Source organism: Pseudomonas sp. LAM2023, from assembly GCF_016620375.1.
GTDB classification, from domain to species: Bacteria; Pseudomonadota; Gammaproteobacteria; order Pseudomonadales; family Pseudomonadaceae; genus Aquipseudomonas; species Aquipseudomonas anuradhapurensis.
The window spans coordinates 66,745-92,278 of sequence record NZ_JAENHV010000015.1 but is presented as its reverse complement, the minus strand read 5'-3'; the positions used below and the strand labels follow the sequence as shown (position 1 = coordinate 92,278).

Annotated in this window: 21 protein-coding genes and 1 other RNA gene; 10 read left to right on the top strand and 12 right to left on the bottom strand. The window is 63.7% G+C overall.

What is annotated here, in order from left to right; translation table 11 throughout:
- Positions 1-115: 115 nt before the first annotated feature.
- From JKP78_RS06070 to JKP78_RS06060, 3 genes are all read right to left on the bottom strand, one after another.
- A complete protein-coding gene (locus JKP78_RS06070; protein ID WP_200626245.1) occupies positions 116-1,357 on the bottom strand; it encodes a TIGR03862 family flavoprotein in 1,242 nt (413 codons plus the stop codon).
- A gap of 148 nt (positions 1,358-1,505) precedes the next feature.
- On the bottom strand, positions 1,506-2,420 hold the full coding sequence (locus tag JKP78_RS06065) for a histone deacetylase family protein (protein ID WP_186686637.1): 915 nt from the start codon (positions 2,418-2,420) through the stop codon (positions 1,506-1,508).
- Positions 2,421-2,704: 284 nt separating this feature from the next.
- Positions 2,705-3,391 carry a histidine phosphatase family protein gene (locus JKP78_RS06060; RefSeq protein ID WP_186686639.1) on the bottom strand — a complete coding sequence of 229 codons (687 nt, stop codon included), beginning with the start codon at positions 3,389-3,391 and terminating at the stop codon, positions 2,705-2,707.
- Positions 3,392-3,571: 180 nt separating this feature from the next.
- On the opposite strand from JKP78_RS06060, the gene JKP78_RS06055 reads away from it, so the two are divergent.
- From JKP78_RS06055 to JKP78_RS06040, 4 genes are all read left to right on the top strand, one after another.
- The gene (locus JKP78_RS06055; protein ID WP_186686641.1) at positions 3,572-4,141 is read left to right on the top strand and encodes a GNAT family N-acetyltransferase; all 570 of its coding nucleotides are present in this window, start codon (positions 3,572-3,574) and stop codon (positions 4,139-4,141) included.
- A 95-nt stretch (positions 4,142-4,236) separates the two neighbouring features.
- Positions 4,237-5,106 carry an acyl-CoA thioesterase II gene (gene tesB, locus JKP78_RS06050; RefSeq protein ID WP_170032802.1) on the top strand — a complete coding sequence of 290 codons (870 nt, stop codon included), beginning with the start codon at positions 4,237-4,239 and terminating at the stop codon, positions 5,104-5,106.
- Positions 5,103-5,693, top strand: a complete 591-nt coding sequence (locus tag JKP78_RS06045; protein ID WP_170032800.1) for an HAD family hydrolase — start codon at positions 5,103-5,105, stop codon at positions 5,691-5,693. Before tesB ends, JKP78_RS06045 begins: the two co-directional genes overlap by 4 nt.
- A gap of 165 nt (positions 5,694-5,858) precedes the next feature.
- Positions 5,859-6,869 (top strand): zinc-dependent alcohol dehydrogenase family protein, encoded by a 1,011-nt coding sequence (locus JKP78_RS06040; RefSeq protein WP_200626243.1) that lies wholly within the window; start codon positions 5,859-5,861, stop codon positions 6,867-6,869.
- A gap of 145 nt (positions 6,870-7,014) precedes the next feature.
- Here the strand turns inward: JKP78_RS06040 and JKP78_RS06035 are convergent, their stop codons facing one another.
- Entirely contained in the window at positions 7,015-7,722 is a 708-nt protein-coding gene (locus tag JKP78_RS06035; RefSeq protein WP_170032796.1) for a FadR/GntR family transcriptional regulator, read from the bottom strand.
- A gap of 261 nt (positions 7,723-7,983) precedes the next feature.
- Here JKP78_RS06035 and JKP78_RS06030 point away from each other — a divergent pair, with 261 nt between their 5' ends.
- From JKP78_RS06030 to JKP78_RS06010, 5 genes are all read left to right on the top strand, one after another.
- Complete coding sequence (locus JKP78_RS06030; RefSeq protein WP_186686650.1) at positions 7,984-9,336, top strand: MFS transporter; 1,353 nt, start codon at positions 7,984-7,986, stop codon at positions 9,334-9,336.
- A 19-nt stretch (positions 9,337-9,355) separates the two neighbouring features.
- Positions 9,356-10,711: a glucarate dehydratase gene (gene gudD, locus JKP78_RS06025; protein ID WP_186686653.1), complete on the top strand. Its 1,356-nt coding sequence runs from the start codon at positions 9,356-9,358 to the stop codon at positions 10,709-10,711.
- A 486-nt stretch (positions 10,712-11,197) separates the two neighbouring features.
- Entirely contained in the window at positions 11,198-12,589 is a 1,392-nt protein-coding gene (gene gabP, locus JKP78_RS06020; RefSeq protein WP_186686656.1) for a GABA permease, read from the top strand.
- Between the two features lie 196 nt (positions 12,590-12,785).
- A complete protein-coding gene (locus JKP78_RS06015; protein WP_200626241.1) occupies positions 12,786-15,179 on the top strand; it encodes a TonB-dependent siderophore receptor in 2,394 nt (797 codons plus the stop codon).
- 188 nt (positions 15,180-15,367) lie between these two features.
- Positions 15,368-15,928: a hypothetical protein gene (locus JKP78_RS06010; protein WP_200626239.1), complete on the top strand. Its 561-nt coding sequence runs from the start codon at positions 15,368-15,370 to the stop codon at positions 15,926-15,928.
- Positions 15,929-15,995: 67 nt separating this feature from the next.
- On the opposite strand, the gene JKP78_RS06005 is transcribed toward JKP78_RS06010, so the two are convergent.
- The 7 genes from JKP78_RS06005 to JKP78_RS05975 all read right to left on the bottom strand — a co-directional run bounded on the left by JKP78_RS06005 (position 15,996) and on the right by JKP78_RS05975 (position 23,777).
- Positions 15,996-16,259 carry a DUF3077 domain-containing protein gene (locus JKP78_RS06005; protein ID WP_170032786.1) on the bottom strand — a complete coding sequence of 88 codons (264 nt, stop codon included), beginning with the start codon at positions 16,257-16,259 and terminating at the stop codon, positions 15,996-15,998.
- A 95-nt stretch (positions 16,260-16,354) separates the two neighbouring features.
- A complete protein-coding gene (locus JKP78_RS06000) occupies positions 16,355-16,597 on the bottom strand; it encodes a hypothetical protein (protein WP_170032784.1) in 243 nt (80 codons plus the stop codon).
- Positions 16,598-16,982: 385 nt separating this feature from the next.
- Positions 16,983-17,374, bottom strand: a transfer-messenger RNA (tmRNA) gene (gene ssrA / locus JKP78_RS05995).
- A 99-nt stretch (positions 17,375-17,473) separates the two neighbouring features.
- Complete coding sequence (locus tag JKP78_RS05990) at positions 17,474-17,761, bottom strand: hypothetical protein (RefSeq protein WP_186686668.1); 288 nt, start codon at positions 17,759-17,761, stop codon at positions 17,474-17,476.
- A 251-nt stretch (positions 17,762-18,012) separates the two neighbouring features.
- Positions 18,013-20,823, bottom strand: coding sequence for an FAD-binding and (Fe-S)-binding domain-containing protein (locus JKP78_RS05985; RefSeq protein WP_200626237.1), 2,811 nt, complete (start codon positions 20,821-20,823; stop codon positions 18,013-18,015).
- A 74-nt stretch (positions 20,824-20,897) separates the two neighbouring features.
- Positions 20,898-22,043, bottom strand: coding sequence for an FMN-dependent L-lactate dehydrogenase LldD (gene lldD, locus JKP78_RS05980; protein ID WP_200626235.1), 1,146 nt, complete (start codon positions 22,041-22,043; stop codon positions 20,898-20,900).
- 63 nt (positions 22,044-22,106) lie between these two features.
- Positions 22,107-23,777, bottom strand: coding sequence for a lactate permease LctP family transporter (locus JKP78_RS05975; protein WP_200626227.1), 1,671 nt, complete (start codon positions 23,775-23,777; stop codon positions 22,107-22,109).
- 256 nt (positions 23,778-24,033) lie between these two features.
- Here JKP78_RS05975 and JKP78_RS05970 point away from each other — a divergent pair, with 256 nt between their 5' ends.
- Complete coding sequence (locus tag JKP78_RS05970) at positions 24,034-24,801, top strand: FCD domain-containing protein (RefSeq protein ID WP_170032774.1); 768 nt, start codon at positions 24,034-24,036, stop codon at positions 24,799-24,801.
- Positions 24,802-24,960: 159 nt separating this feature from the next.
- Here the strand turns inward: JKP78_RS05970 and smpB are convergent, their stop codons facing one another.
- Entirely contained in the window at positions 24,961-25,443 is a 483-nt protein-coding gene (gene smpB, locus JKP78_RS05965; RefSeq protein ID WP_186686688.1) for an SsrA-binding protein SmpB, read from the bottom strand.
- Positions 25,444-25,534: the final 91 nt, after the last annotated feature.

The window sequence follows — 25,534 nt, the reverse complement described above, 5'->3', positions numbered from 1 at the left end:
GGCCCATCGCGACACAAGGCCGCTCCTACAAGGACAGCGCAAACCCTCGGCAATGTGCCGTTTTTCGGGCGCGGCCGGGTGTCGCGAAAGGGCTGCGAAGCAGCCCGGCAATCTGTCAGGAAAGCCGCGTCAGCCAATCCGCCGCCGCCCGCCCGGCGCGCAACCCGCTGGCAAAGCACGCGGTCAGCAGATAGCCCCCGGTCGGTGCTTCCCAGTCCAGCATCTCGCCAGCGCAGAACACTCCCGGCATGCTCTGCAGCATCAGGCCTTCATCCAGGGCCTCGAAACGCACCCCTCCCGCACTGCTGATCGCTTCATCCAGTGGCCGCGTGCGTACCAGCGTGATCGGCAATGCCTTGATCGCCCTCGCCAGCGCGTCAGGGTCGGCAAAGGTCGCCTGGTCGGTCAGTTCGCGCAACAGCGCCGCCTTGACCCCATCGATGCCCAGCTGGCTGTGCAGGTGCTTGGCCATGGAGCGCGAGCCTCGGGGCCTGGCAAGCGCCTGGGCGACTTTTTCCACCGGCTTGTCCGGCAACAGGTCAAGCAGCAACTGCCCTTGGCCGGTACGGTTGATGGCTTCGCGCACCGGCGCTGACCAGGCATACACCAGGCTGCCTTCCACACCCTGGGCCGTAAGAATGAACTCACCTTTGCGCGGCGCGCTGCCAGGGACGCTCAAGGCAATGTTCTTCAGCGGCGCACCGGCAAACTTTTCCTTCAGCAGCGCGCTCCAGCCGGCCACTTCGAAACCACAGTTGCTCGGCTGCAGGGGTGAGATATCCACACCCCGTTCGGCCAGCAGCGCTTGCCAGCTGCCGTCGGAACCCAGTCGCGCCCAACTGCCGCCGCCCAGTGCCAATACCACCACGGCAGGGGTAAGCAACCGTTCTCCCTGTGGATAAGCCATCCGCAACGCCCCTTCGGCATTCCAGCCCAACCAGCGGTGACGGGTGTGGATAACCACCCCGCTGTCGCGCAGGCGCTTGAGCCAGGCGCGCAGCAATGGCGCGGCTTTCATGTCGGTGGGGAACACCCGGCCCGAGGTGCCGACAAAGGTCTCGATGCCCAGGTCATGAATCCACTGGCGCAAGGCCTCGGCGTCGAAGTCGCGCAGCAGGGCGTCGATGTTGTCCTGGCGCTCGGCATAACGGCCGACGAAGGCCGGGTAAGGCTCGGAATGGGTGATGTTCATACCGCCGACACCCGCCAGCAGGAACTTGCGGCCGACCGAGGGCATGGCATCGAACACTTCCACCGTCAGGCCCGCCTGGGCCAGTGCTTCTGCAGCCATCAGGCCGGCGGGGCCAGCGCCGATGACGGCAGCAAGGGAGGGGGCGGCGGGTTTCAGATCGGGCATGGTGGGCAGCAGGCTGTGGAAAAGAGGCGCATTCTAGCGCAGCGTGGCCCATGGAAGCACTGGTCAAAAAATGATCAGGCGCTTGCAGGCCTCGGCCATCAAGGGCTGCAGCGCCTTTCCCGCAGGTTATCCACAAGCGGCTCCACAGTCATTGTGAACAACCGATGACACGCGCCGCACTGTGGTGGAGGATGCCATGACGCTTGGCCAGCGCTACCCGGTCCTTGCTGTAACCGCCGCCGATCACCCCCACCACCGGGATGTCGCGGCCCAGGCAGTGGCGCAGCACCGCTTCGTCACGCGCGGCAACGCCTGCGTCGGTCAGTTGCAGGTAGCCCAGGGCGTCGTCCTTGTGCACATCGACACCGGCGTCATACAGCACCAGGTCGGGACGATACAGCGGCAGCAGGTAGTTCAGGGCATCGTCGACCACCTTCAGGTAGGCCGCGTCACCCATGCCGCGTGGCAAGGGGATGTCCCAGTCGCTCTGCGCCTTGCGGGCCGGGAAGTTCTGTTCGCAGTGCAGCGATACGGTGATGGCGTCTGGCGTGTCGTGCAGGATGCGCGCGGTACCGTCGCCCTGGTGCACATCGCAGTCGAAGATCAGCACCCGATGAACCCGCCCGGCCTCCAGCAGGTAACGGCTGATCACCGCCAGGTCGTTGAAGATGCAGAAGCCGGCAGGGTGATCGTAATGGGCATGGTGGGTGCCACCGGCAAGGTGGCAGGCGATGCCGTGCTGCAGTGCCATCTCGGCGCTCAGCAACGAGCCACCTACGGCGCGGACGGTACGCCGGGCCAGGGCCTCGCTCCAGGGCAGGCCGAGGCGCCGCTGGTCCTCACGGGACAGGTCACCGTTCAGGTAGCGCTCGATGTAGCTGCGGTCGTGAGCCAGGGCCAGGATGTCGTTGGGGCAGATCTGCGGGCGCAGCAGGGCCTGGTCGGTGGTCAGCCCGCTGTCGATCAGGTGGTCGTGCAGCAGGCGGAACTTGTCCATCGGAAAGCGGTGTTCGGCAGGGAACTCCGGGCTGTAGTCTTCGTGGTAGATCAGCGGCAGCGGCATGGCGGTTTCGTAATCGGGGCCAGCGCTGATCTTGCCAGTTCCGGGGGTGTGGTTGCTATCGCAATGCGAGCCCTGCAGGAGCGGCCTTCTGCCGCAAAAGGGCTGCACAGCAGCCCCGTCACGTTGTGCATGTGCGCCAGCACCTTGGGGCTGCTGCGCAGCCCTTTTTCGGCAGAAGGCCGCTCCTACAAGGGCGTAGTGTTATTTCGCGGTACCAGGCCGGGCACAACAAAGGGCGCAGTGTTGTTTCGCGGTACCAGGCCGGCACAGCAAAGTGCGCAGTGCTATTTCGCGATGCTGGACAGTACCCGCTGCCAGTCGGGCTCGTTCAGGCGCCCGAGGATACGCGCCTTGCCATTGCCATCCACCGAGACGAACAGCGCGCTGGCATACCCGCTTTCACGCTCGCCGCCCACCACCTTTTGCTGGCGGGCAAAATGGTCGATGCAACCATTGTGGGTCACCAGCACCAGGTTATGCCCGGGCCGCTTGCGTGCCATCGCTTCCCGAGCGAACTGGCTGTCACACCCTTCCAGCCAGTCCTCACTGGCCACCGCCTGGCCAAGAATGAAATGCGCAGTCTGCCGCGTGCGCAATTTCGGGCTGCTGAGCATATCGGCGTTGGCCAGGCCCAACTGCTGCAGCCCCTGGCCAACCCGGCTGGCGGCCTGGCTGCCGGCCACGGTGATACCGCTGGGGTCGTCCAGGCATGGCCCGGGGGCGCTGTCGCAGCGCTCGGCGTGGCGAATCATCACGATCACCGCACCGTCAGCCCAGTCCTTCAGCAGGCCGCTATCGCTTAGTTGTTGCCCGTTGCCAAGGTCCACGATATGCGTCCTCGTCGCCAGCCAGGTGGTCAATGCCGCCACGACCATGCACAAGCCAAGTGCGGCGCCGAGGGTTTTGCGGGTCAGGCGTCGCTTGCGCCGGGCGTGGATGGCAGGGTGCCCCAGGGTGTTGCTCGATAGCATGCATGGCTCCGTTGGCATGGCCGCGCCTGGCGCGGCGGTGATGGCGGCATCCTCTCAGGCCGCCTGTCGGGGGGCGGTGAAGGCCATGTGAAAATTGCATTCGGGTGTGCACCGGCTAGGTGAAAGCCACGCCCGCGCCTACGCTGTAAACTGCAAGACAGTAAAACCGGAGCACGCCTCATGACCCCCATCCTGCAACTGGAAAGCGCACGCCTGGTGCTGCGCCAATGGCGCGACGAAGACCTGCGCGAGTTCGCCGCGATGTGCGCCGACCCGCAGGTGATGCGCTACTTCCCGGCGCCGCTGACACGCCTGGAGGCGGCTGCGCTGATCGGCCGCGTGCGCGGGCATTTCAACGAATACGGCTTCGGCCTGTGGGCGCTGGAGCGCAAGGACAGCGGTGCGTTCATTGGCATGACCGGGCTGTTGCACGTGGGCTTCGATGCCCATTTCACACCTGCGGTGGAAATCGGCTGGCGCCTGGCACGCCGCCACTGGGGCCTGGGTTTCGCCAGCGAAGCGGCGTGGACCTGCCTGCGTTGTGCTTTCGCCCAATTGCGCCTGGAAGAGGTGGTGTCGTTCACTAGCGAGAGCAACCTGCCGTCACAGAAAGTCATGCAGGCCATCGGCATGCAGCAGGACCTGCACGGCAGTTTCCAGCACCCCCGCCTGCCTGTGGGCGACCCGCTGCGCCCGCATGTGCTGTACCGCATCGACCGTGCACACTGGGAGCGTACCCTGCGCGCCTGAATACAGGCCCATGCCCGGCGCGAATGACAAACCCTGTATCATTTGCCCTCATAACAGCGCTGTAGAGACGTGTTGCCTTGCTAGGAGAACCCCCGATGAGTCATGTGTTGGACGACCTGGTCGACCTGTTGAGCCTCGAGTCCATCGAGGAGAACCTGTTCCGTGGACGCAGCCAGGACCTGGGCTTCCGCCAGTTGTATGGCGGGCAAGTGCTGGGCCAGTCGTTGTCGGCAGCCAGCCAGACGGTCGAAGACGCACGCCATGTCCATTCGTTGCACGGGTATTTCCTGCGCCCTGGCGATGCCAGCCTGCCGGTGGTGTATTCGGTAGACCGCGTGCGCGATGGCGGCAGCTTCAGCACCCGGCGGGTGACGGCGATCCAGAAGGGCCAGACCATCTTCACCTGCAGTGCCTCGTTCCAGTACGACGAGGACGGTTTCCAGCACCAGGCACCAATGCCCGAGGTGGTCGGCCCGGAGAACCTGCCCAGTGAAGTCGAACTGGCCCGGGCCATGGCCGAGCAACTGCCCGAGCGCATCCGCGACAAGGTGCTGTGTGCCAAACCGATCGAGATCCGCCCGGTCACCGAGCGCGACCCGTTCAACCCCAAGCCCGGCGACCCGGTGAAGTACGCCTGGTTCCGCGCCGACGGCAACCTGCCTGACATTCCGGCGCTGCACAAATACCTGCTGGCCTATGCTTCGGACTTCGGCCTGTTGACCACTGCGTTGCTGCCGCATGGCAAATCGGTGTGGCAACGCGACATGCAGATCGCCAGCCTCGACCATTCGCTGTGGTTCCACGGCAACCTGCGTGCCGATGAATGGCTGCTGTACGCCACCGACAGCCCCTGGGCGGGCAACGCCCGTGGCTTCTGCCGTGGCAACATCTTCAACCAGGCCGGGCAACTGGTGGCGTCGTCGTGCCAGGAAGGCCTGATCCGCCATCGCAAGGATTGGGCATGAGCCTGGGCGAGGTCCGCAACTGGGTGTTCGACATGGACGGCACCCTGACCGTGGCCGTGCACGACTTTGCCGCCATCCGCGTGGCGCTGGACATCCCGGCCGAGCACGACATCCTCACCCACCTGGCGGCCCTGCCAGCCGACGAGGCGGCGGCCAAGCATGCCTGGCTGTTGGAGCACGAGCGCGACCTGGCGGTTGCCTCCAGGGCGGCGACCGGGGCGGTGGAGCTGGTGCGCGAGCTGGCCGAGCGGGGTTGCCGATTGGGCATTCTGACCCGCAATGCCCGTGAGCTTGCGCATGTGACGCTGGAGGCCATCGGCCTGGCCGACTGCTTCCCGGTCGAGCACATTCTCGGGCGCGACGAAGCAGCGCCCAAGCCGAGCCCAGACGGGTTGCTGAAGATCGCCAGTGCCTGGGGTGTGGCACCCCATGAGCTGGTGATGGTGGGGGATTATCGGTTCGACCTGGACTGTGGGCGTGCAGCAGGGGCGCGCACGGTGCTGGTGAACTTGCCGGACAACCCATGGCCGGAACTGGTGGACTGGCATGCGGCCGATTGCCGGGCATTGAAGGTGATGCTGGGCTGAGTTTTTCTGTTGGCAGTGCTGGCCCTATCGCGGCCAAGCCCGCTGCCACTGGTAATGCACAACTCCCAGGTCCGATGGCGCCCTTGTGGGCGCTGGCTTGCCGGCGACAGGGCCGGACCTGTCTATGCTGAAGCTCATTCTTTTTCCTGCACGGAGACCCTACCCATGACCAGCAAGGCCATCTACGTACAACCCGGCGGCGGCTACGACAAGGTCGAAGTCGGCACCAGCGAGGCTCCCGCACCCCAGGCCGGCGAGATCACCGTTCGCCTGCACGCCAGCTCCCTCAACTACCACGACTTCGCTGTGGTCAGCGGCATGTGGGGGCCGAGCGAGCGGCGCATTCCCATGGCCGATGGCGCAGGCGAAGTGGTCGCGGTGGGGAGCGGTGTCAGCGAGTTCCAGGTCGGCGACAGTGTGGTCAGCACCTTCTTCCCCGACTGGCTGGATGGCCAGGCCAATGTCGAGGGTTTCGCCAAGGTGCCTGGCGATGGTATCGATGGTTATGCCCGCGAACAGGTCACCGCCCGTGCCAGCGCCTTCACCCTGGCGCCCAAGGGCTTCAGCCACGCCGAAGCCGCCACCCTGACCACCGCCGGCCTCACTGCCTGGCGCGCGCTGATGAGCGATGACCACCTCAAGCCCGGCGATACGGTGCTGGTGCAAGGTACCGGCGGCGTGTCGATCTTCGCCCTGCAGTTCGCCAAGCTCGCCGGCGCCACGGTGATCGCCACCTCGTCCAGCGACGCCAAGCTCGAACGTTTGAAGGCCCTGGGGGCCGATCACCTGATCAACTACAAGAGCACCCCGGCCTGGGGTGAGAAAGCGCGCGAGCTGACCGGCAACCGCGGCGTCGATCATGTGATCGAAGTGGGCGGCCCGGCGACGTTGGAGCAGTCGATGATTGCCGCGCGCATCGGTGGGCATGTGTCGTTGATCGGTATCCTCACCGGCGTGGCCGGGCAGTTGCCGCTGGTGCAGGCGCTGGTGCGGCAGATTCGCCTGCAGGGCGTGCTGGTGGGCAGCCGCGCCCAGCAGCAGGCCATGGTGCGGGCAATCGATGCCAATGGCTTGCGGCCGGTAGTGGACAAACATTTCGAGCTGGAGCAGATCGTCGAGGCGTTCCGCTACCAGGAGAGCAACCGGCATTTCGGCAAGATCTGCCTGACCTGGTAACTACGCCTGCAAGGGCTTCGTGTAGGAGCGGCCTTGCGTCGCGATGGGCTGCGTAGCAGCCCCTCGGCTTGCGCACAGAAGCTGAAAACCGGCGGCCGCTTTGCGGCCCTGTCGCGACGCAAGGCCGCGTCTACCGGAGAGTGGGTCAGGCCTGTTCAGGCAGCAGGCGATCGCGGCTATTGGACAGGTGCAGGCAGATAGCCGCCCGCGCGGCGTCCGGGTCTCGCCGGCGAATGGCATTGAGGATCGCCTCATGCTCGAGGTTGGCCAGGTACGCCTGCCGCGCCAGCTTCGCCCCGCTGCGCTCAGCCAGCGCCATGCGGTTGCGCGGGATCAGGCCATTGCCCAGCTGCAGCAGCATCTCGGTGAAATACAGGTTGCCGGTGGCCTCGGCAATCAACAGGTGAAAGCGCCGGTCGGCCTCGATGCAACTGTCGCCCGCCGCGGCCAGGTCCTGGTAGTCATCCAGCGCCTGGCGCATGCGTGCCAGGTGCCCATCATCACGGCGCAGCGCGGCCAGGGCGGCCGCCTGGCCTTCCAGGCCAATGCGCAGCTCCAGCAGGTCGCGCACATTCGCCGCGCTTTCCGCAGCGATGCGCAGGCCAGCCTGGGCCTGGCGCTCCATCACGAAGGTACCGATGCCGTGGCGTGGTTCCACCAGCCCCGATGCCTGCAGTTTCGACAAGGCTTCGCGGACCACGGTGCGGCTTACCCCGTGCTCGCGTACCAGGGTGTTCTCCGAGGGCAGTTTGTCGCCGGGCTTGAAGGTGCCCAGCAAGATCTGCTGGGTCAGGCTGGAGACTAGGTCGTGAGCACGGCTGTGGCCATGTTTGCGCAGGCGTTCGGGTTCCATGATGTGATCCGTTGCTGTCAGTGCTTGTATGACAAGTTAATCGATAGAAATATTTTTTGCTGATTTTTGCCACGCTCCAGGCGTTTCATAGCGTCGCGATTCCGGCACGTTTTCGAAAATTTTGTATTTTGACAGCTTGTATTTTGCAATTTTGACGACATTGTTGAGCTTGTCGTACAACTGCGCCGCGCATATGCTCCCTCCCACTGTCATGTCAGACAACTCCGCCCCGCACAAAAACAATTAGTGGGAGATCCGCAAGTGAACGATACCCTCGCTCCGTCGACCCGGAATGAAGGCGACGCCCTGGCCTGTGCCGTGGCCAAGGTCAAGCGCCACGTCCTGCCGCTGTTCGTCATCATGTTCATCGTCAACTACCTCGATCGCGTCAACATCGGCTTTGTCCGCCCGCATCTGGAAAGCGACCTGGGCATCAGTGCCGCGGCCTATGGCTTTGGCGCCGGGTTGTTCTTCATCGGTTATGCGTTGTTCGAGGTGCCTTCGAACATGCTGCTGCAAAAGGTTGGCGCGCGCCTGTGGCTGACCCGCATCATGTTCACCTGGGGGCTGGTGGCCACGGCCATGGCCTTCGTGCAGAACGAAACCCAGTTCTACGTGCTGCGCTTTCTGCTCGGCGTGGCCGAAGCAGGCTTCTTCCCCGGGGTGATCTATTACTTCACCCGCTGGCTGCCTGCCGCCGAGCGCGGCAAGGCAATTGCCATCTTCCTCAGCGGTTCGGCGCTGGCCTCGCTGATTTCCGGGCCGCTGGCCGGGGCGCTGATGCAGCTTCAGGGCCTGGGCATGCATGGCTGGCAATGGATGCTGTTCATCGAAGGCATGGCCTCGGTGGTGCTGTGCTTCTTCGTGTTCTTCTGGCTCGATTCCAGGCCGCAGGATGCCAAGTGGCTGAGCCAGGCCGAGCAGGACGCGCTGGTGGCCACCATCGATCGCGAGCAGCGTGAGCGTGAAGCCGTTGCAGCGGACAAGCCATCGGCCTGGAGCCTGCTCAAGGACCGCCAGATCCTGCTGTTCTGCCTGATCTACTTCTGCATCCAGCTGACCATCTACGCCGCCACCTTCTGGCTGCCCAGCATCATCAAGCGCATGGGCGACCTCAGCGACCTGCAGGTCGGCTTCTTCAACTCGATCCCCTGGCTGATCTCGATCCTGGCCATGTATGCCTTCGCCGCCGGCTCCGCGCGCTGGAAGTTCCAGCAGGCCTGGGTGGCCGGGGCACTGGTGGTCGCGGCCATCGGCATGTTCATGTCCACCACCGGCGGGCCGGTGTTCGCCTTTGTTGCAGTGTGCTTCGCGGCGATCGGTTTCAAGTCGGCGTCTTCGCTGTTCTGGCCGATCCCGCAGGGTTACCTGGATGCACGCATTGCCGCAGCGGTGATCGCCCTGATCAACTCGGTCGGCAACCTCGGTGGCTTCGTCGCACCCACCACCTTCGGCCTGCTGGAACAGCAGACCGGGTCGATCCAGGGCGGCTTGTACGGCCTGGCGGTGACCTCGGTACTGGCCGCGATTGCCGTGTTCTTCGTACGCACGCGCCCGAAGGGCGCCCCTTCCGACGACCTCAAGGCCCCTTCGGCCCTGGGCCAGAGCCACTGATGACTGCGAGACAACAACCATGAACCTGCAGACAACCCCCGCTATCCACACCGGCACCCCGGTAGTCACCGACCTGCGCGTCGTCCCCGTCGCCGGCCATGACAGCATGCTGCTCAACCTCAGTGGTGCGCATGGCCCGTTCTTCACCCGTAATGTGGTGGTGTTGCGCGACAGCGCTGGCAATACCGGCCTGGGCGAAGTGCCCGGTGGCGAGAAGATTCGCCAGACCCTGGAAGACGCCCGCAGCCTGGTGCTCGGCCAGCCGATCGGCCATTACCAGCGCGTGCTCAATGCCATGCGCCAGACCTTCGCTGGCCGCGATTCGGGCGGGCGTGGCCTGCAGACCTTCGACCTGCGCATTACCGTGCATGCGGTAACTGCCATGGAGTCGGCGCTGCTCGACCTGCTCGGCCAGCACCTGAACGTGCCGATGGCTGCACTGCTGGGCGAAGGGCAGCAACGCGACGCGGTGAAGATGCTCGGTTATCTGTTCTACATCGGTGACCGCCGGCAGACCAACCTGGCCTACCGCAACGAAGCCGACAGCGACGATGACTGGTTTCGCCTGCGCCACGAAACAGCACTGACCCCCGACGCAGTGGTACGCCTGGCCGAGGCCGCCGAGGCACGCTACGGCTTCAGCGACTTCAAGCTCAAGGGCGGGGTGCTGCGAGGCGAGGAGGAAATGGAAGCGGTGACGGCCCTGGCCGACCGCTTCCCGCAAGCGCGCATCACCCTCGACCCGAACGGCGCCTGGTCGTTGCAGCAGGCCATTGCCCTGTGCCGTGACAAGCACGCTGTGCTGGCTTACGCCGAGGACCCGTGTGGTGCCGAGGACGGTTATTCGGGCCGTGAGGTGATGGCCGAGTTTCGCCGCGCTACCGGCTTGCCCACGGCCACCAACATGATCGCGACCGACTGGCGGCAGATGGGCCACGCGATCCAGTCGCAGGCAGTGGACATTCCGCTGGCCGACCCACATTTCTGGACCTTGCAGGGCTCGGTGCGGGTGGCGCAGATGTGCAACGACTGGGGGCTGACCTGGGGTTCGCACTCCAATAACCACTTCGATATTTCGCTGGCGATGTTCACTCAGGTGGCGGCGGCGGCGCCGGGCGAGATCACCGCAATCGACACCCACTGGATCTGGCAGGACGGCCAGCGCCTGACCCGCGAGCCGCTGCGCATCGTCGATGGCCATGTGCGTGTGCCGGCCCGGCCAGGGCTGGGGGTGGAGCTGGATGAGGCGCAATTGGCCAAGGCCCATGAGTGCTACCGTAATATGGGCCTGGGCGCGCGCGATGACAGCGTGGCGATGCAGTTCCTGATTCCTGGCTGGCGCTTTGATAACAAGCGGCCGTGCCTGGTGCGCTGACCCAGGTACAGGCCAGGTGTTGCGAATGGGGCCTCGGGAAACCGGGGCTTTTTTGTTGAGGCTGAATGTGGCGGTGCCTGTGCCGCCCTCTTCGTGGGCAACCTACAGCTTATTGCGAAGGCCTGAAGTGTACGCAGCAGCAGTGGGAGCGGGCTTGCCCGCGCAGGGCTGGCACAGGTCGCACATCCAAATGAAAAACAGAAGCCTCAGATGGACCGTTGTCGCCAGCGGGCACGCCATCGGCAAAATCTGGCGCTGGTGAAAACGGCCTGTCGTGATCGAACAGTTCCGGGGCGTTCTCGTGTAATTTCCCACAGCCCTGCGCGGCTTAAATGAACCCCGACCTATGCGGACACCTGCTCTGTGACGCGCGCCAAATATCAACAACAGCGCGCAAGTAATGTGTCGACTTATTGATTTCAAAGGAGATATTTTCGCCTACGCCTGCCCGTCCTTCCTTGTGTCAGCAAAAAGAGAACAACATCAATGAACACCGTGGGATCTGATGGCAACCTTGCCCAAGGTTTCAAGCCTCGTCATGTAACGATGCTGTCCATCGCCGGCATCATCGGCGCCGGACTTTTCGTCGGCTCTGGCCATGCCATCGCGGCAGCCGGGCCAGCTACCATACTTTCCTATTTCGTGGCCGGGGCCCTGGTGGTGCTGGTCATGCGCATGCTCGGCGAAATGGCCGTTGCACACCCTGACACTGGTTCGTTTTCGACCTATGCCGACCAGGCCATCGGCCGTTGGGCCGGCTACACCATCGGCTGGCTGTACTGGTGGTTCTGGGTACTGGTGATCCCCATCGAAGCGCTGGCCGCCGGCCATGTACTGAACGTCTGGTTCCCGCAGGTAGACAGCTGGATCTTCGCCCTGGCCTCGGTGCTGCTGCTGGCCGGCACCAACCTGTTCAGCGTGGCCAAGTACGGCGAGTTCGAGTTCTGGTTCGCGATCCTCAAGGTCACCGCCATTCTCGGTTTCATCGGCCTGGGCTTCGCTGCCCTGATGGGCTGGTTGCCCAACCGCGAAGTCAGCGGCCTGAGCAGCCTGATGGCCGAGCATGGCGGCTTCGCACCGAAGGGCTGGTCGGCGGTGGTCGGCGCGTTCATCACCGTGATGTTCAGCTTCATCGGTACCGAGGCGGTGACCATCGCCGCCTCCGAGTCCAGCGACCCGTCGCGCAACATCGCCAAGGCCACCCGCTCGGTGATCTGGCGTATCAGCACCTTCTACATCCTGTCGATCTTCGTGATCATTTCGGTGGTGCCGTGGAACGACCCGCAACTGGCAGTGGTGGGCTCGTACCAGCGCGCACTGGAGATCATGAACATCCCCAACGCGGCGTTCATGGTCGACCTGGTGGTGCTGGTGGCCGTGACCAGTTGCATGAACTCATCGATCTACATCGCCTCGCGGATGATGTACTCGCTGGCCAAGCGTGGTGACGCGCCGGCCATGCTCAACAAGACCTCCAAGGTCGGCGTGCCGCGTGCCGCAGTGTTCGGCAGCACCCTGATCGGCGCGGCCATCGCCGTCCTCAACTACTTCGCGCCGAAGGGCGTGTTCGAGTTCCTGCTGGCCAGCTCCGGTGCCATCGCCTTGCTGGTGTACATGGTCATCGCCATCTCCCAGCTGCGCATGCGCCGCCGCCTGGAACGCGAGAACACCGAGCTGAAGTTTCGCATGTGGCTGTTCCCGTACCTGACCTGGGCGGTGATCCTGTTCATTGCAGGAGCACTGGCGGTGATGATGTACACGCCTGAACACCGGGCGGAGGTCAGCTCGACGTTGGGCCTGGCGATCATTATTTCCTTCCTGGGAATCGTGACTTCGCGAGGCCACGCGCAACCCGTAGGGGTGCGTTCGATGGGGTGATTGGGTTCACCTGGCGGTAAGGCAAAGGGCACCAGTGGAGGGTGCCCTTTGTTTTTTCCGGTTTACCGCAACCAGGAATAAGTCTCACCGCGTGAGGCTGTCTCGAAAATAAATGAGGTGATTTCTCATTCTCGTTCGGCATCTAGGGAAGGCCGGATTATAGGCCAGTCTGCCGATCCCTCTACGGAGCGAGAAAATGAGTTCGACCCCGGTTCCACAGCGCCATCCTTTGAGCCGTGCTTTGCATGGTGTTTTCCTGGGCCTGGTTGTCAGCAGTTGTGCGCTACCTGTGCTGGCGCAATCTGCAATGTCTGAGCCTGACAGCCAGCTACAGCAGTGGAATATTCCTGCCGGCCCGCTGGCGCCAGCGCTTGACCGCTTTGCCCGCCAGGCAGGTGTCAGCCTGTCCTTCGATGCACAGGCCGTGGCCAACCGCAGCACTGCAGGGGTGCAGGGGACGCTGGGCACCTCGGCTGCACTCTCGTCACTGCTACAGGGCACCCAGCTTCAGGCGGAGCAACAAGAACCGGGCGCCTATTTGGTGGTGTCACAACCCGCGCCTGCCGGCCCGCTGGAGCTTGGCGCCAGCGAGGACTACCGCCTGGCACCGGTCATCATCAACGCCAAGGTCAAGGCCAGCGCCGACGATGACAGCAACTCGGTGGTCGCCAAGGAGCTGTGGGTGGGCGGCAAGGTGGCCACCAGCCTCCTCAATACGCCCGCTTCCGTGTCTGTGGTGACCAGCAAGGAAATGCAACAGCGCAGCGTCAGCACCACGGAAGAAGCGCTGCAATATACGCCGGGGGTGGTCAGCGACTACTACGGTTCGGACGACCGCAACGACTACTTTCTGATCCGTGGCTTCCAGGCCACCACCTACCGTGACGGCCTGACCTTGAGCTCGATGCGGGGTGTGCGGGAAGACCCATACGCCTACGAGCGCATCGAGGTATTGCGCGGCGCCAACTCCACCCTGTTTGGCCCCGCAGACCCGGGCGGCTCGGTCAACTTCGTGAGCAAGCAGCCGCGCTTTGAGCAGTTTGGCCAGGGCTACGTGACGTACGGCTCGTTCGACCATGCCGAAACCGGCATCGATGTCGGCGATGCGCTGAACGAGGAAAAGACCTTGGCCGGGCGCTTCACCGCCAAGATGCAGAACAGCGACCGTGAGTATGACCACTCCCAGGACGACAACCGCTTCGTCATGGGCGGCCTGACCTGGGCCCCTACCGACTACACCTCGGCCACGATGATCGTGGACTACCTGAAAACCGACAGTTCGCCGAACAGCGGTGGCTATCCGCTGGACAAGCAATACGACCGCAGCGATTTCTATGGTGAGCCAGGCTACAACTTCCATGACGTGGAGCGCACCAGCCTCAGCGGCAACATCACCCACGACTTCGACAATGGCTTTGTGCTGCGCAGCAACCTGCGCTACAGCGAGTTGAGCGATGACTTCGGCTACGCCTACCTGAGCGACAGCCCGGCGCGGGTCGGCACCGTCATCCCGCGTTACGTGTTCGGCACCGACAGCGATGCCGACCAGCTCAACGGTAACCTGATGCTGCAATACGATGCGCAGTTCGAGCATGTCGACAGCAGCACGTTGGTCGGTGTGGAGTACCTCGATTCGACTACCAGACAAAGCTCGATCTACGGCCTGGCGCCCTCCATCGACATTGCCAACCCGGTATTCACCGGCGTACCGGGCGGCCTCACGCCCTATACCCGGCAGAAGAACGACGCCACTACCAAGGCGGTTTTCCTGCAGCAGAACCTGTCGTTCTACGACCGCGTGATCGCCACTGCCGGCGTGCGCAATGACTCGATGGACCTGTCGAGCAAGGAATACGTCGGCGGTGTCCAGGAAGAGAAGGACACCTTCTCGGAAACCTCCTACCGGGCTGCGTTGACCTACATCGTCAACGACGAGGTTTCCACCTATGTGAGCATGGTGGAATCCGTATCGCCGCCCCAGGTTGGCGTTACACCGCAAACGGGCAAGCAGTACGAAGTGGGCGTGAAGTATTCGCCGATGGGGATGGACGCGTTGTTCTCGGCGGCGGTGTATGACCTCACCCAGGAGAACGTCACCATCGCCGTGGTACTGCCCAGCGGCATCATCGAGCAACAGACGGTGGGCGAGTCGCGCGTGCGCGGCCTGGACCTGGAAGCCAAGGCGCAGATTACCCAGGACTTCAGCGTGATTGGCGCCTATTCGTACATGCAGTCCGAGGTGCTGCGCGGGGCGTTGTACGACGGCTCTTCGCTCAAGGGCAATGAATTCGCCACGGCGCCGAAGCACTCGGGTTCCCTGTGGGGCTACTACAGCATTCCGGGCACCGACGTGAGCGTTGGCCTCGGAGCGCGCTATGTGGGGGCTTATTACATGGATGCGGCTAACACCAAGAAGAGCGATGGCACTACGTTGTTCGACGCTGCGCTGAATTACCAGATCGCCAAGGGGACTGACCTGGCGCTTAACGTCAGCAACCTGTTTGACGAGCAGCATGTGGTGGGCTCGGGGACAGCGAACTACTACAACCCGGGGCGGGAGGTGACGGCCAAGCTGAGTTATAGCTGGTAAGGCTGAGGGCGCCGCATCCCGGCCTGACGCCGGGATGCCGGGCGTGCGCTAGTGAAATTTCGGGATACCGCACCGATGGGGGAGCGACGAGATAACTTTGCAACATATTGTTGCAACAGTTAATCGCTATCATTAACATTCGCCACGCAAGGAGCGCATTTGTCCCTATAAAAACAAGGTCGAAAAGAATGCTGAAGATGCTCCTCGTGTACGTTCACCTGATCGCCACCTGTATTGCCCTGGGCAGGGTATTGCTTGCCGATCACAAGCTTTGGAGCTGGCGCAAAGAGGCGTTGGACCAGGCAAAGCATGAGTACCTGGAAGAAACCAGGAAAATTGCCACCCTCGCATTACTGGCCCTCTGGGGCAGCGGTCTGCTGTTGGTACTTCAGGGGTATCTTCTTGAGGGCACGGCCTACTTGCTCAACCAGAAACTCTGGGCCAAGGTTGCCGTCGTCACGCTGCTGACGCTGAACGGCGGTCTGTTGCATCGCATCGGCTTCCCGTTGTTGCAAAAAGCGCCTTTCGTCCTCTTGCCGCGTTCGGACCGTGGCCGTCTGGCACTCCTGGGGGCGTTCTCCATGAGTGGTTGGTTGTTTGCCGCTTTCCTGGGGGTAGCTCGTGCCTGGAACCATGTCATGCCATGCATGCATGTGTTGGCGGTGTTCACGGCCTTCGCTTTGCTGGCTTGTATCGTCGCGCTGGTGGTCGCCAGCAGCGCCGGTACGCTGGAGACCACCGCTTCATAGTGGCGGACCGACTTGGTTGAGGCTGTTTCCGAGGATGGCCCTGCACCCTAGCAGGGCCGTGCGGTGTTCAGCGCATCATGCCCAGTTCGGCATCATCCAGCAGCGCCTTGCCCAAGGCGCACAGGTAATGCGCGGCCCAGATCAGCTTCGGTTTATCTTCCATCAAACCCTCGATTGTCAGGTCCCGCGCATAGCCCATCAGTTCCGAGGCTTGCTCGCGGGCGTTCTGGCAGGGGATGCCGGGCTCGATGCGGAACAGTGGGTGGGTCTGGTTTTCACCTTGGTAAAAGATGGTTTTACCGACGGTGCATTTGTTGTCTTCGGTAGCCATTGAGCGATTTCCCTGGTGTGGTAGATGCCTGGGCTGGCGCTATCGCCGGCAAGCCGGGCTCCCACGCGTTTGGCGCCAGCCAGCCTGTTGGCTGATCAGTGCACTTGCTGCGGGTGCGCTGGCTTTTGGATCTGCGCCAGCGCTGAATCGAGCAGTTTGCGCAAGGCTTCAAGCTCGTGCATCGATGCCGTGATCAATAGCGATACCGGCGATCGCGGCTGCATCAGTACCGCCTGCTGGGCTACCGCTTCTGCGCAGAGCGCGTAGTCCGAGGCCAGCATGAGCGTGTCTTCCAGGGAGTGGAGGAAATGGGGCGGATCAGGGACGATCTTCAGCATGGTGTGGCTCCTGTCGTAGTGAAGCGACCACCCGCCGCGGCTAAACAGTAGGGTGGCAGCTGTACGCGGGTTAGCCGACCGGGACGTCAGGCACCCGGCGCACCCGAAGGTGCCCCACGCACAGCCGCCATAAGGCGCCAATGCCGATTGCTCGGAATTGCACGGCTGTGGTGTCTGACGATGTCGGGCGGCTAAACCCGGTCGTTGAAGGGCAACGACACGCCGAGACTAGAGCCCGCATCCAGCACGTGCAATGGAAAACAGGCGCTGGGAGTATCTTTGGGAAACGGCCTACAAGGAAGGGGATAAATCCGATTTTTTCGGGCGCATGCGCAAAAATCCAGGCAAAAAAAAGACGCCCTAGGGCGTCTTCTTCTCTGGAATTTGGTGGAGCCGGGGGGATTTGAACCCCCGTCCGCCAGTACTCCGCTGTCGGTACTACATGCTTAGCCGTGTCTACTGAGTTAATCCGCAGCCGCCCGACGGGCAGGGTGCTTTGGACGAGTTGGGTAAGTTTTAGTCGCTTTGCCCCCAACGTGCTACACGACGATCCTGTTCTGTATGACAATCATTTCGGGTTTACAGGCATCCCCTGATGATTGCTGGAGCCGAAGCTACCAGGAGAGCGGGCTCAGCTGCTTACGCAGCGAGAGCGTAACCCTCGTAGTTTTCGTCATTGGCAACTATAGAAAGTTGCAACAGTGGATTTACGAGTTCTGTTACCAACTCGGCATGCACCTAGAGTTTCGCTACCGGCGTCGAATCCTAATCGGCCCCACACTAGCTCTAAGCTAACGCACCTTACGGTACGTGAGGCGGAGTATACGCCATTGTGCGGGCGACGTCGACAGCAGGGCCCGTCGCCCGCGCCTGGGGTCACGAGCCGCTGTTGCTGTCGCTGCCTTTTTCGGTCTTGTCCAGGCGCTCCAGCACCTTGCTGGTGATGGCGATACATTCCTTGGTTTCGCCTGCGGCCTGGGCGGCCTTGGCCTTGTCGACGTGCTCGGTGATGGCCTTGTCCAGGCCTTCGGAGGTGGCGCCGAGGGTGGCCATGTTGTCGTCGATCTTCTGCAGGTTGGTGGCGCAGAGGTCTTCGGCGGCGAACACCGGTGAAGCCAGCAGGGTGGCGGCCGCGAACAGGGCCGAAAGCGCGGTACCTTTCATGGGAGTCTCCTCTGGGGCCTCTGGAAGGTGGGCCTGTAAGGTGGACTGCGGGGGATTGGCGGGGGTTCAATCGGATGACGGTGGAGGATCTGGCGCCAGGCGCGGGTCTACGCCGTCCTGTAGGAGCGGCCTTGCGTCGCGAAAGGGCCGCGCAGCGGCCCCGGGATTTCAGCTCCGCCGCACCAAGCCTGGGGCCGCTTTGCGGCCCTTTCGCGACGCAAGGCCGCTCCTACAGGGGATCGTGTCAGCCGTCAGATACTGCGGGGGCGGGTGACGCGGTCTACCAGGTAGACCAGGCCGTGGTAGTCGATGCCGCTATGGCTGGACAGCCCGATCTCGCAGGTGCGGCTGGTGGAAATGCCTTCGCTGCAGTACTGCACCGCGTCCTTGAGGCTGCGCAGCGAGTGGGCGTTTAGCTCGGGGGTGGTGAAGCCTTTGTCGCCGGCAAAGCCGCAGCAATGAATGCCTTCGGGGATCACCACCTGCTTGCTGCAACGCCGCGCCAGGTCGATCAACGCCTGGCTTTCCCCCAGGTGCTGGGTACTGCAGGTCACGTGCACGGCCACGGGCTCGTCCTGAGGGGTAAACTCCAGGCGGTCGAGCAGGTGGGTGCGGATGAAACGCACCGGGTCGTACAGGTCCAGCCGGCTTTCACCCAGGTCCTGGACCAGGCGCAGGGTGCACGGGCTGGTGTCACAGTAGACCGGGTCAAGGCCACCGCGGCTGGCGTGCAGCAGGGCATTGATCAGCTCCTGGCGCTTGTGTTCGGCCTGCTCGGGGTAGCCCTTGGAGGCGAACGGCTGGCCGCAGCACAGGCTGTCGGCGTTGTCGGGAAACACCACCTGGTAGCCGGCCTTTTCCAGCAGCGCGCGGGTCTTGTCCAGTAGCGAACTTTGCTCGCGGTCGGCATAGGCCGGGCCCATCACCCGTGAAACGCACGCCGCCAGGTACACCACGCGCGGGCGGGCGTCGTGACTGGCCGGGCCGACGGGCAGCGGGCGCAGGGGTTGCGGCATGGCCGGGGTCCACTGTGGCAGGCGGCCCTTGCTGGCCTTGCTCAACGTGGCGCTCAGGCGGCCCAGGCGCGGGGCCCCCAGCAGTTTGCGCGCGGTGTTGGCAGCGCTCAGGGTCAGGCGTGCGCCGCCAAGGGCGGTGTGGAAGTTGTCGGCCAGCCAGTCGGCGGTCTTGGTGTGGTCAGCGGCCTGGCTGCGCAGTTTCTTCACCAGTTCGCCGGTGTTGATGCCCACCGGGCAGCGCTGGGCGCACAGGCCGGTGGCGGCGCAGGTGTCGATGCCCTGGTACTGGTAGGCCTGGCGCAGCTCCCGGGTGTCGAGGCCGGCGCGTTGCTTGGCCTGGATGTCACGCCACATGACGATGCGTTGGCGCGGGCTGAGCGTCAGGCCCTTGGAGGGGCACACCGGCTCGCAGAAACCGCACTCGATGCACTTGTCGACGATCTCGTCGGCGGCGGGCAGCGGCTTGAGGTTCTTCAGGTGGATGTCCGGGTCTTCGCTCAGCACCACGTCGGGGTTGAGGATGCCGTTGGGGTCGAGCAGGCGCTTGAGTTTCCACATCAGCTGGTAGGCGTCGCTGCCCCATTCCAGCTCGACGAACGGCGCCATGTTGCGACCGGTGCCGTGCTCGGCCTTGAGCGAACCGCCGAACTCCACCGCCACCAACTGAGCCACGTCGTCCATGAACGCCTGGTAACGGGCGACTTCCGCGGCGCTGTTGAAGCCTTGGGTGAAAACGAAGTGCAGGTTGCCTTCCAGCGCGTGGCCGAAAATGATCGCTTCGTCATAGCGGTGCTTGTCGAACAGCTGGATCAGGCGGTTGACGCCTTCGGCCAGCTGCTCGACCGGGAAGGTGACGTCTTCGATGATCACCGTGGTGCCGGTCTGGCGCACGGCGCCGACGGCGGGGAAGGTGTCCTTGCGGATTTTCCACAACTGGTTGTACACGGTCGGGTCTTCGCTGAAGTCGACCTGCTGTTCCAGCGGGAAGTCGGCGATCGCGGCCATTACCTGTTGCAGCTGTTCGTGCAGCAGGCTCTGGCTGGCGGCGCGGGATTCGATCAGCAGGGCGCAGGCGTTGTCCGACAGGCCTTTTACCCACAGCGGCATGCCGGGCATGTTCTGCACCGAGCGCAGGCTGCGGCGGTCGAGCAGTTCTACCGCCGAAACCGGTTGCTGCTTGAGCACAGTCACCGCGCGGCAGCAGCTTTCGACGCTGGGGAACACCAGCAGGGCGCTGGCCTTGTGCGGGTGGTCGGGCACGGTGTTGTAGGTGACTGCACTGATGAAACCGAGGGTGCCTTCGGAGCCGACCAGCAGGTGCTGCAGGATGTCCAGCGGCTGGTCGTAGTCGACCAGCGCATTCAGCGACAGGCCGGTGGTGTTTTTCAGCCGGTACTTGTGCCGGATGCGCTCGGCCAATGCGGTGTTGGCACGGGTTTCGCGGCCCAGGCGGGCCAGCGCTTCCAGCAGCTCGGCGTGGCTGGCTTCGAAGGCGGCGACACTGGCCGGGTCTTCGCTGTCCAGGCGCGTGCCGTCTGCCAGCACCAGGCGCAGGCCGGCCAGGGTGTGGTAGGTGTTCTGCGCGGTGCCGCAGCACATGCCACTGGCATTGTTGGCGACGATGCCGCCGATCTTGCAGGCGTTGATCGAGGCCGGGTCGGGGCCGATCTTGCGCCCGAACGGGGCCAGCCAGGCGTTGGCCTGGGCGCCGATGACCCCTGGCTGCAGGCGGATCTGCTCGCCCTGGCCGCGGATTTCACGGCCGTTCCAGTTGTCGCCTAGCACGATCAGCACCGAGTCGCTGATGGCTTGGCCGGACAGGCTGGTGCCGGCGGCGCGGAAGGTGACCGGCACCCGCTCGCGCTGGGCCAGTTTGATCAGGCCGACCACTTCGTCCTCGGTCTCGACGCGTACCACCAGCTTGGGGATCAGCCGGTAGAAGCTGGCGTCGGTGCCGAAGGCCAGGGTGGAGGTAGGGTCGTCGAAACGGCGTTCGGCGGGGATCAGGCGCTCGGCATCACGCAGGAACGCGGCAGGCAGGCTCATGCAGTCTCCTCGCGGGGCTGTGGCATCTGTGCACCACATGCCCCGGGTCAATCAGGCGGTCGTTCTTGCAGGCGTCAGGCGCCCAGTTCGCGTACCAGCGAATCGCGGGTGATTTCGCTGATCGACTTGGCACCAGTCAGCACCATGGCCACTCGCATTTCCTTCTCGAACAGCTCCAGCAGGTTCTTCACCCCGGCCTGGCCGTGTACGGCCAAGGCGTAGAGGAAGGCGCGGCCGATCAGCACGGTGTCGGCACCCAGGGCGATCATGCGCACCACGTCGAGGCCGCTGCGGATGCCGGAGTCGGCGAGAATCTTCAGCTCACCTTTGACGGCGTCGGCTATCGCCGGCAGGGCACGGGCGCTGGACAGCACGCCGTCGAGCTGACGGCCGCCATGGTTGGACACGACAATACCGTCGGCACCGAACCTGACCGCATCGCGGGCATCATCGGCATCGAGGATGCCCTTGATGATCATCGGGCCGTCCCAGAAGTCGCGGATCCATTCCAGGTCTTTCCACGAAATGGACGGGTCGAAGTTGTTGGCCAGCCAGCCGATGTAGTCGGCCAGGCCGGTAGGGTTGCCACGGTAGGCGGAAATATTGCCCAGGTCGTGCGGGCGGCCCATCACACCGACATCCCACGCCCACTCGGGATGGGTCATGGCCTGCAGCACGCGGCGCAGCGGGCCGTGCTTGCCGCTCATACCGGAGTGGGCGTCGCGGTAGCGGGCGCCGGGGGTGGGCATGTCGACGGTGAACACCAGGGTCTTGACCCCGGCAGCCTTGGCCCGCTCCAGGGCATTGCGCATGAAGCCGCGGTCCTTGAGCACGTACAGCTGGAACCACATCGGCCGGTCGATGGCCGGCGCCACTTCTTCGATCGGGCACACCGACACCGTGGACATGGTGAACGGAATGCCATGCGCCGCCGCCGCGCGCGCCGCCTGCACTTCGCCCCGGCGGGCGTACATGCCGGTGAGGCCGACCGGGGCCAGGGCCACCGGCATGCTCAGGATTTCGTCGAACAGGCGGGTCTCGAGGCTGAGCTCGGACATGTTCTTCAGCACGCGCTGGCGCAGGGCGATGCCGGCCAGGTCGGAGACGTTGTGGCGCAGGGTGTGCTCGGCGTAGGCACCGCCGTCGGCATAGTGGAACAGGAAAGGAGGCAGCTTGCGTTGGGCCGCGGCGCGATAGTCGGTAGAGGCGGAAATGATCATGGATTCTCGCAGCGTTGCTTGTGGGGATTGCCGGGCGCACCAGGGCGCCCGGCCCCTTTCACTTTAGTGATGGACCAGCATGCCGGTCAGCCAGTAGGCCTGGATCAGGGTGATCAGGCCGACGATGGTGGCGAAGAACAGGCTGTGCTTGACGGTGAAGCGGAACAGGTCGGATTCCTTGCCGACCAGGCCGGTGGCGGCGCAGGCCACGGCGATCGATTGCGGCGAGATCATCTTGCCGGTTACCCCGCCGCTGGTGTTGGCTGCAACCAGCAAGGTGTCGTTGACCCCGATCTGGTGCGCGGTGGTGGCCTGCAGCGAGCTGAACAAGGCGTTGGACGAGGTGTCCGAGCCGGTCAGGAACACCCCCAGCCAGCCGAGGAACGGCGAGAAGAACGGGAACGCCGCGCCGGTACCGGCCAGCACCAGGGCCATGGTCGAGGACATGCCCGAGTAGTTGGTGACGAAGGCGAACGCCAGCACCATGCCGATCGACAGGATCGGCCAGCGCAGTTCCCAGAAGGTTTCCTTGAAAGTGGTCAGACCAGTTTTGAAGTTGATCTTCAGCACCGCCATGGAAATCAGCGCCGAGAGGAAGATCGCGGTGCCGGTGGCAGAGATCGGGTCAAGCTTGAACACCGCAGGCATGGCGGTTGGCGCAGCCACGATCGGTGCGGCCTTGATCACCAGCTGGTCGAGGTGCGGGATGGCGAAGTTGAACACGAAGTTGTACATCGAGCCGCCTGCCGCGAAGGCCGCCTTGAACGGCTTCAGGGTCCAGATGGTGACCAGTACGGTGAGGATCAGGAACGGCGACCAGGCCTTGAAGATCTGGCCAAGGCTGTAGGGGCTTGGCTGGCTGCCACTTGGCTGCACCACGGCGGCGCCCACGCTGCCTTTGGCTTCGGCGAACGAGCGCTTGGGCTGCCAGACTTTCAGGAACAGGGTCAGGGCGATCAGGCTGGCCAGGGCCGAGGTGATGTCCGGCAGCTCCGGGCCGATGAAGTTCGAGGTGAAGTACTGGGTAACGGCGAAGCTCAGGCCGGCAACCAGGGCGGCAGGCCAGGTTTCCTTCACGCCGCGCAGGCCGTCCATCATGAATACCAGCCAGAACGGCACGAACAGCGACAGCAGCGGCAGCTGGCGACCGGTCATGGCGCCGATGTGGAAGGCGTCGATGCCAGTGACCTGGCCGGCCACGATGATCGGGATGCCCAGCGCGCCAAAGGCCACTGGCGCGGTGTTGGCGATCAGGCACAGGCCGGCGGCATACAGCGGGTTGAAGCCCAGGCCCACCAGCAGCGCGGCAGTGATTGCCACTGGTGCGCCAAAGCCCGCCGCACCTTCCAGGAAGGCACCGAAGCAGAAGCCGATCAGCAGCACTTGCAGGCGCTGGTCGTCGGTAATCGACAGCACCGAGCTGCGGATCACTTCGAACTGGCCGCTCTTGACCGTGAGTTTGTACAGGAACACCGCGGCAACGATGATCCAGGCGATTGGCCAGAGGCCATAGAGGAAGCCGTACCCTGCGGCGGCGAACGCCATGTCGACAGGCATCTGGAAGGCAAAGATTGCCACCAGGATCGACAACGCCAGGGTGATGCTGCCGGCCACGTGGCCTTTGAGGCGGAACACGGCCAGGGCAAGGAAGAAGAACACGATGGGGATGACCGCCGCCAGTGCGGACAGGCCGAGACTACCAAGCGGGCTATAGAATTGTTGCCAGGTTTGCATATGGGGTGGCCCCTAATTGTTGTTGGTCAGGCACTGGCATTGGATAATTGGTAAGACCAATTTACAATGACTGGTCGCTAGGTTAAAAGCGCTGTCGTGGGTGTGTCAATTTGTCCCGTGCAAAACTTTGGTCGTGTGCCGATGAGTGGGCGCCTGATGGGCAGGGAAAAACGTCACCTGATGGTGTTTGCACAGCCCTGGATCGGCGAGAATAGGCACCCCCGGAAATCTGCCGGGGGTTTGTGGAGAGCATGTGATGGTTTTTGATCAGGTCCGCCAACGGCGCCTGTCCGATGACATCGTCGATCGGTTGGAAGGGATGATTCTGGAAGGCACGCTGACCTCCGGGCAGCGGCTGCCGGCCGAGCGCGTCCTGGCCGAACAGTTCGGCGTGTCCCGCCCGTCACTGCGTGAGGCGATCCAGAAGCTGGTGGCCAAGGGACTATTGGTCAGCCGTCAGGGCGGGGGCAATTTCGTTGCCGAGTCGCTGGGCTCGACCTTCAGCGACCCATTGTTGCAGTTGCTCGAACACAGCGCCGAGGCGCAACGTGACCTGCTTGAGTTTCGCCATACCCTGGAAGCTTCCTGCGCCTATTACGCCGCCCAGCGTGCCACCGAGCCAGACCGGGCGCGGCTGAAGGCGGCCTTCGATGCATTGCAGGACTGTTATGCCCGGGCCGATGAGGTGACCCGCGTGGAAGAGGGCGCAGCCGATGCGCGCTTTCACCTGGCGATTGCCGAGGCCAGCCATAACGCCGTGCTGCTGCATACCATCCGGGGTTTGTTCGACCTGCTCAAGCGTAACGTGGTGACCAACATCGGTGGCATGTACCAGCAGCGTGCCGAGACCCGCGACATGCTGATCAGCCAGCATCGGGAGCTGTACCTGGCCATTGTCGAGGGCAGGGCGGACGACGCGCGGGAGGTGTCCAGCCGGCACATTCTGTATGTGCAGGAGGTGCTGGAAGAAGCGCAGGAGGAAGCGCAACGGGTTGCGCGGGCGGAGCGGCGGAGCGGGCGCTGATGCAGTTTCTTCAGGCTTGGTGTAGGAGCGGCCTTGCGTCGCGATGGGCTGCAAAGCAGCCCCAGCTATTTCGGCCGATGACCGATGCCTTGGGGCTGCTTCGCACCCCATCGCGACGCAAGGCCGCTCCTACACTGACCGTGTCGCCGGGTGGAGAGGTCAGTCTCCCTTGCCCTTGTTGCGCACGGCCCGCTGCAGCTCGCGGTTGGAATCGCGCTCGCGCATGGTGTCGCGCTTGTCGAATTCCTTCTTGCCCTTGCCCAGTGCGATTTCGCACTTGATCAGGTGCTTGCTCCAGTACAGCGCCAAGGCCACGCAGGTGTAGCCTTTTTGCGCCACGGCCGCTTCCAGGCGTTCGAGCTCACGCTTGTTCAGCAGCAGCTTGCGCGTACGGATGGGGTCGGCGATGACGTGGGTGCTGGCCGTGGTCAGCGGGGTGATGTGGCTGCCGAACAGCCAGGCTTCACCATCCTTCAGCAGTACGTAGCTGTCAGTCAGGTGGGCCTTGCCGGCTCGCAGGCTTTTTACTTCCCAGCCGGACAGGACCAGCCCGGCCTCGAACTTGTGTTCGATGAAGTAATCGTGTCGCGCCTTCTTGTTTTGCGCGATGGTCCCGGTCGGATGTTTTTTTTGCTTAGCCATAGGGGCGGCATTATAGGCAAGTCGGAGCGTCGTCCGCTATGGGATTTCGGTGTGCTTGAGCCACCGGAATGAATACCGGACAATACGGACG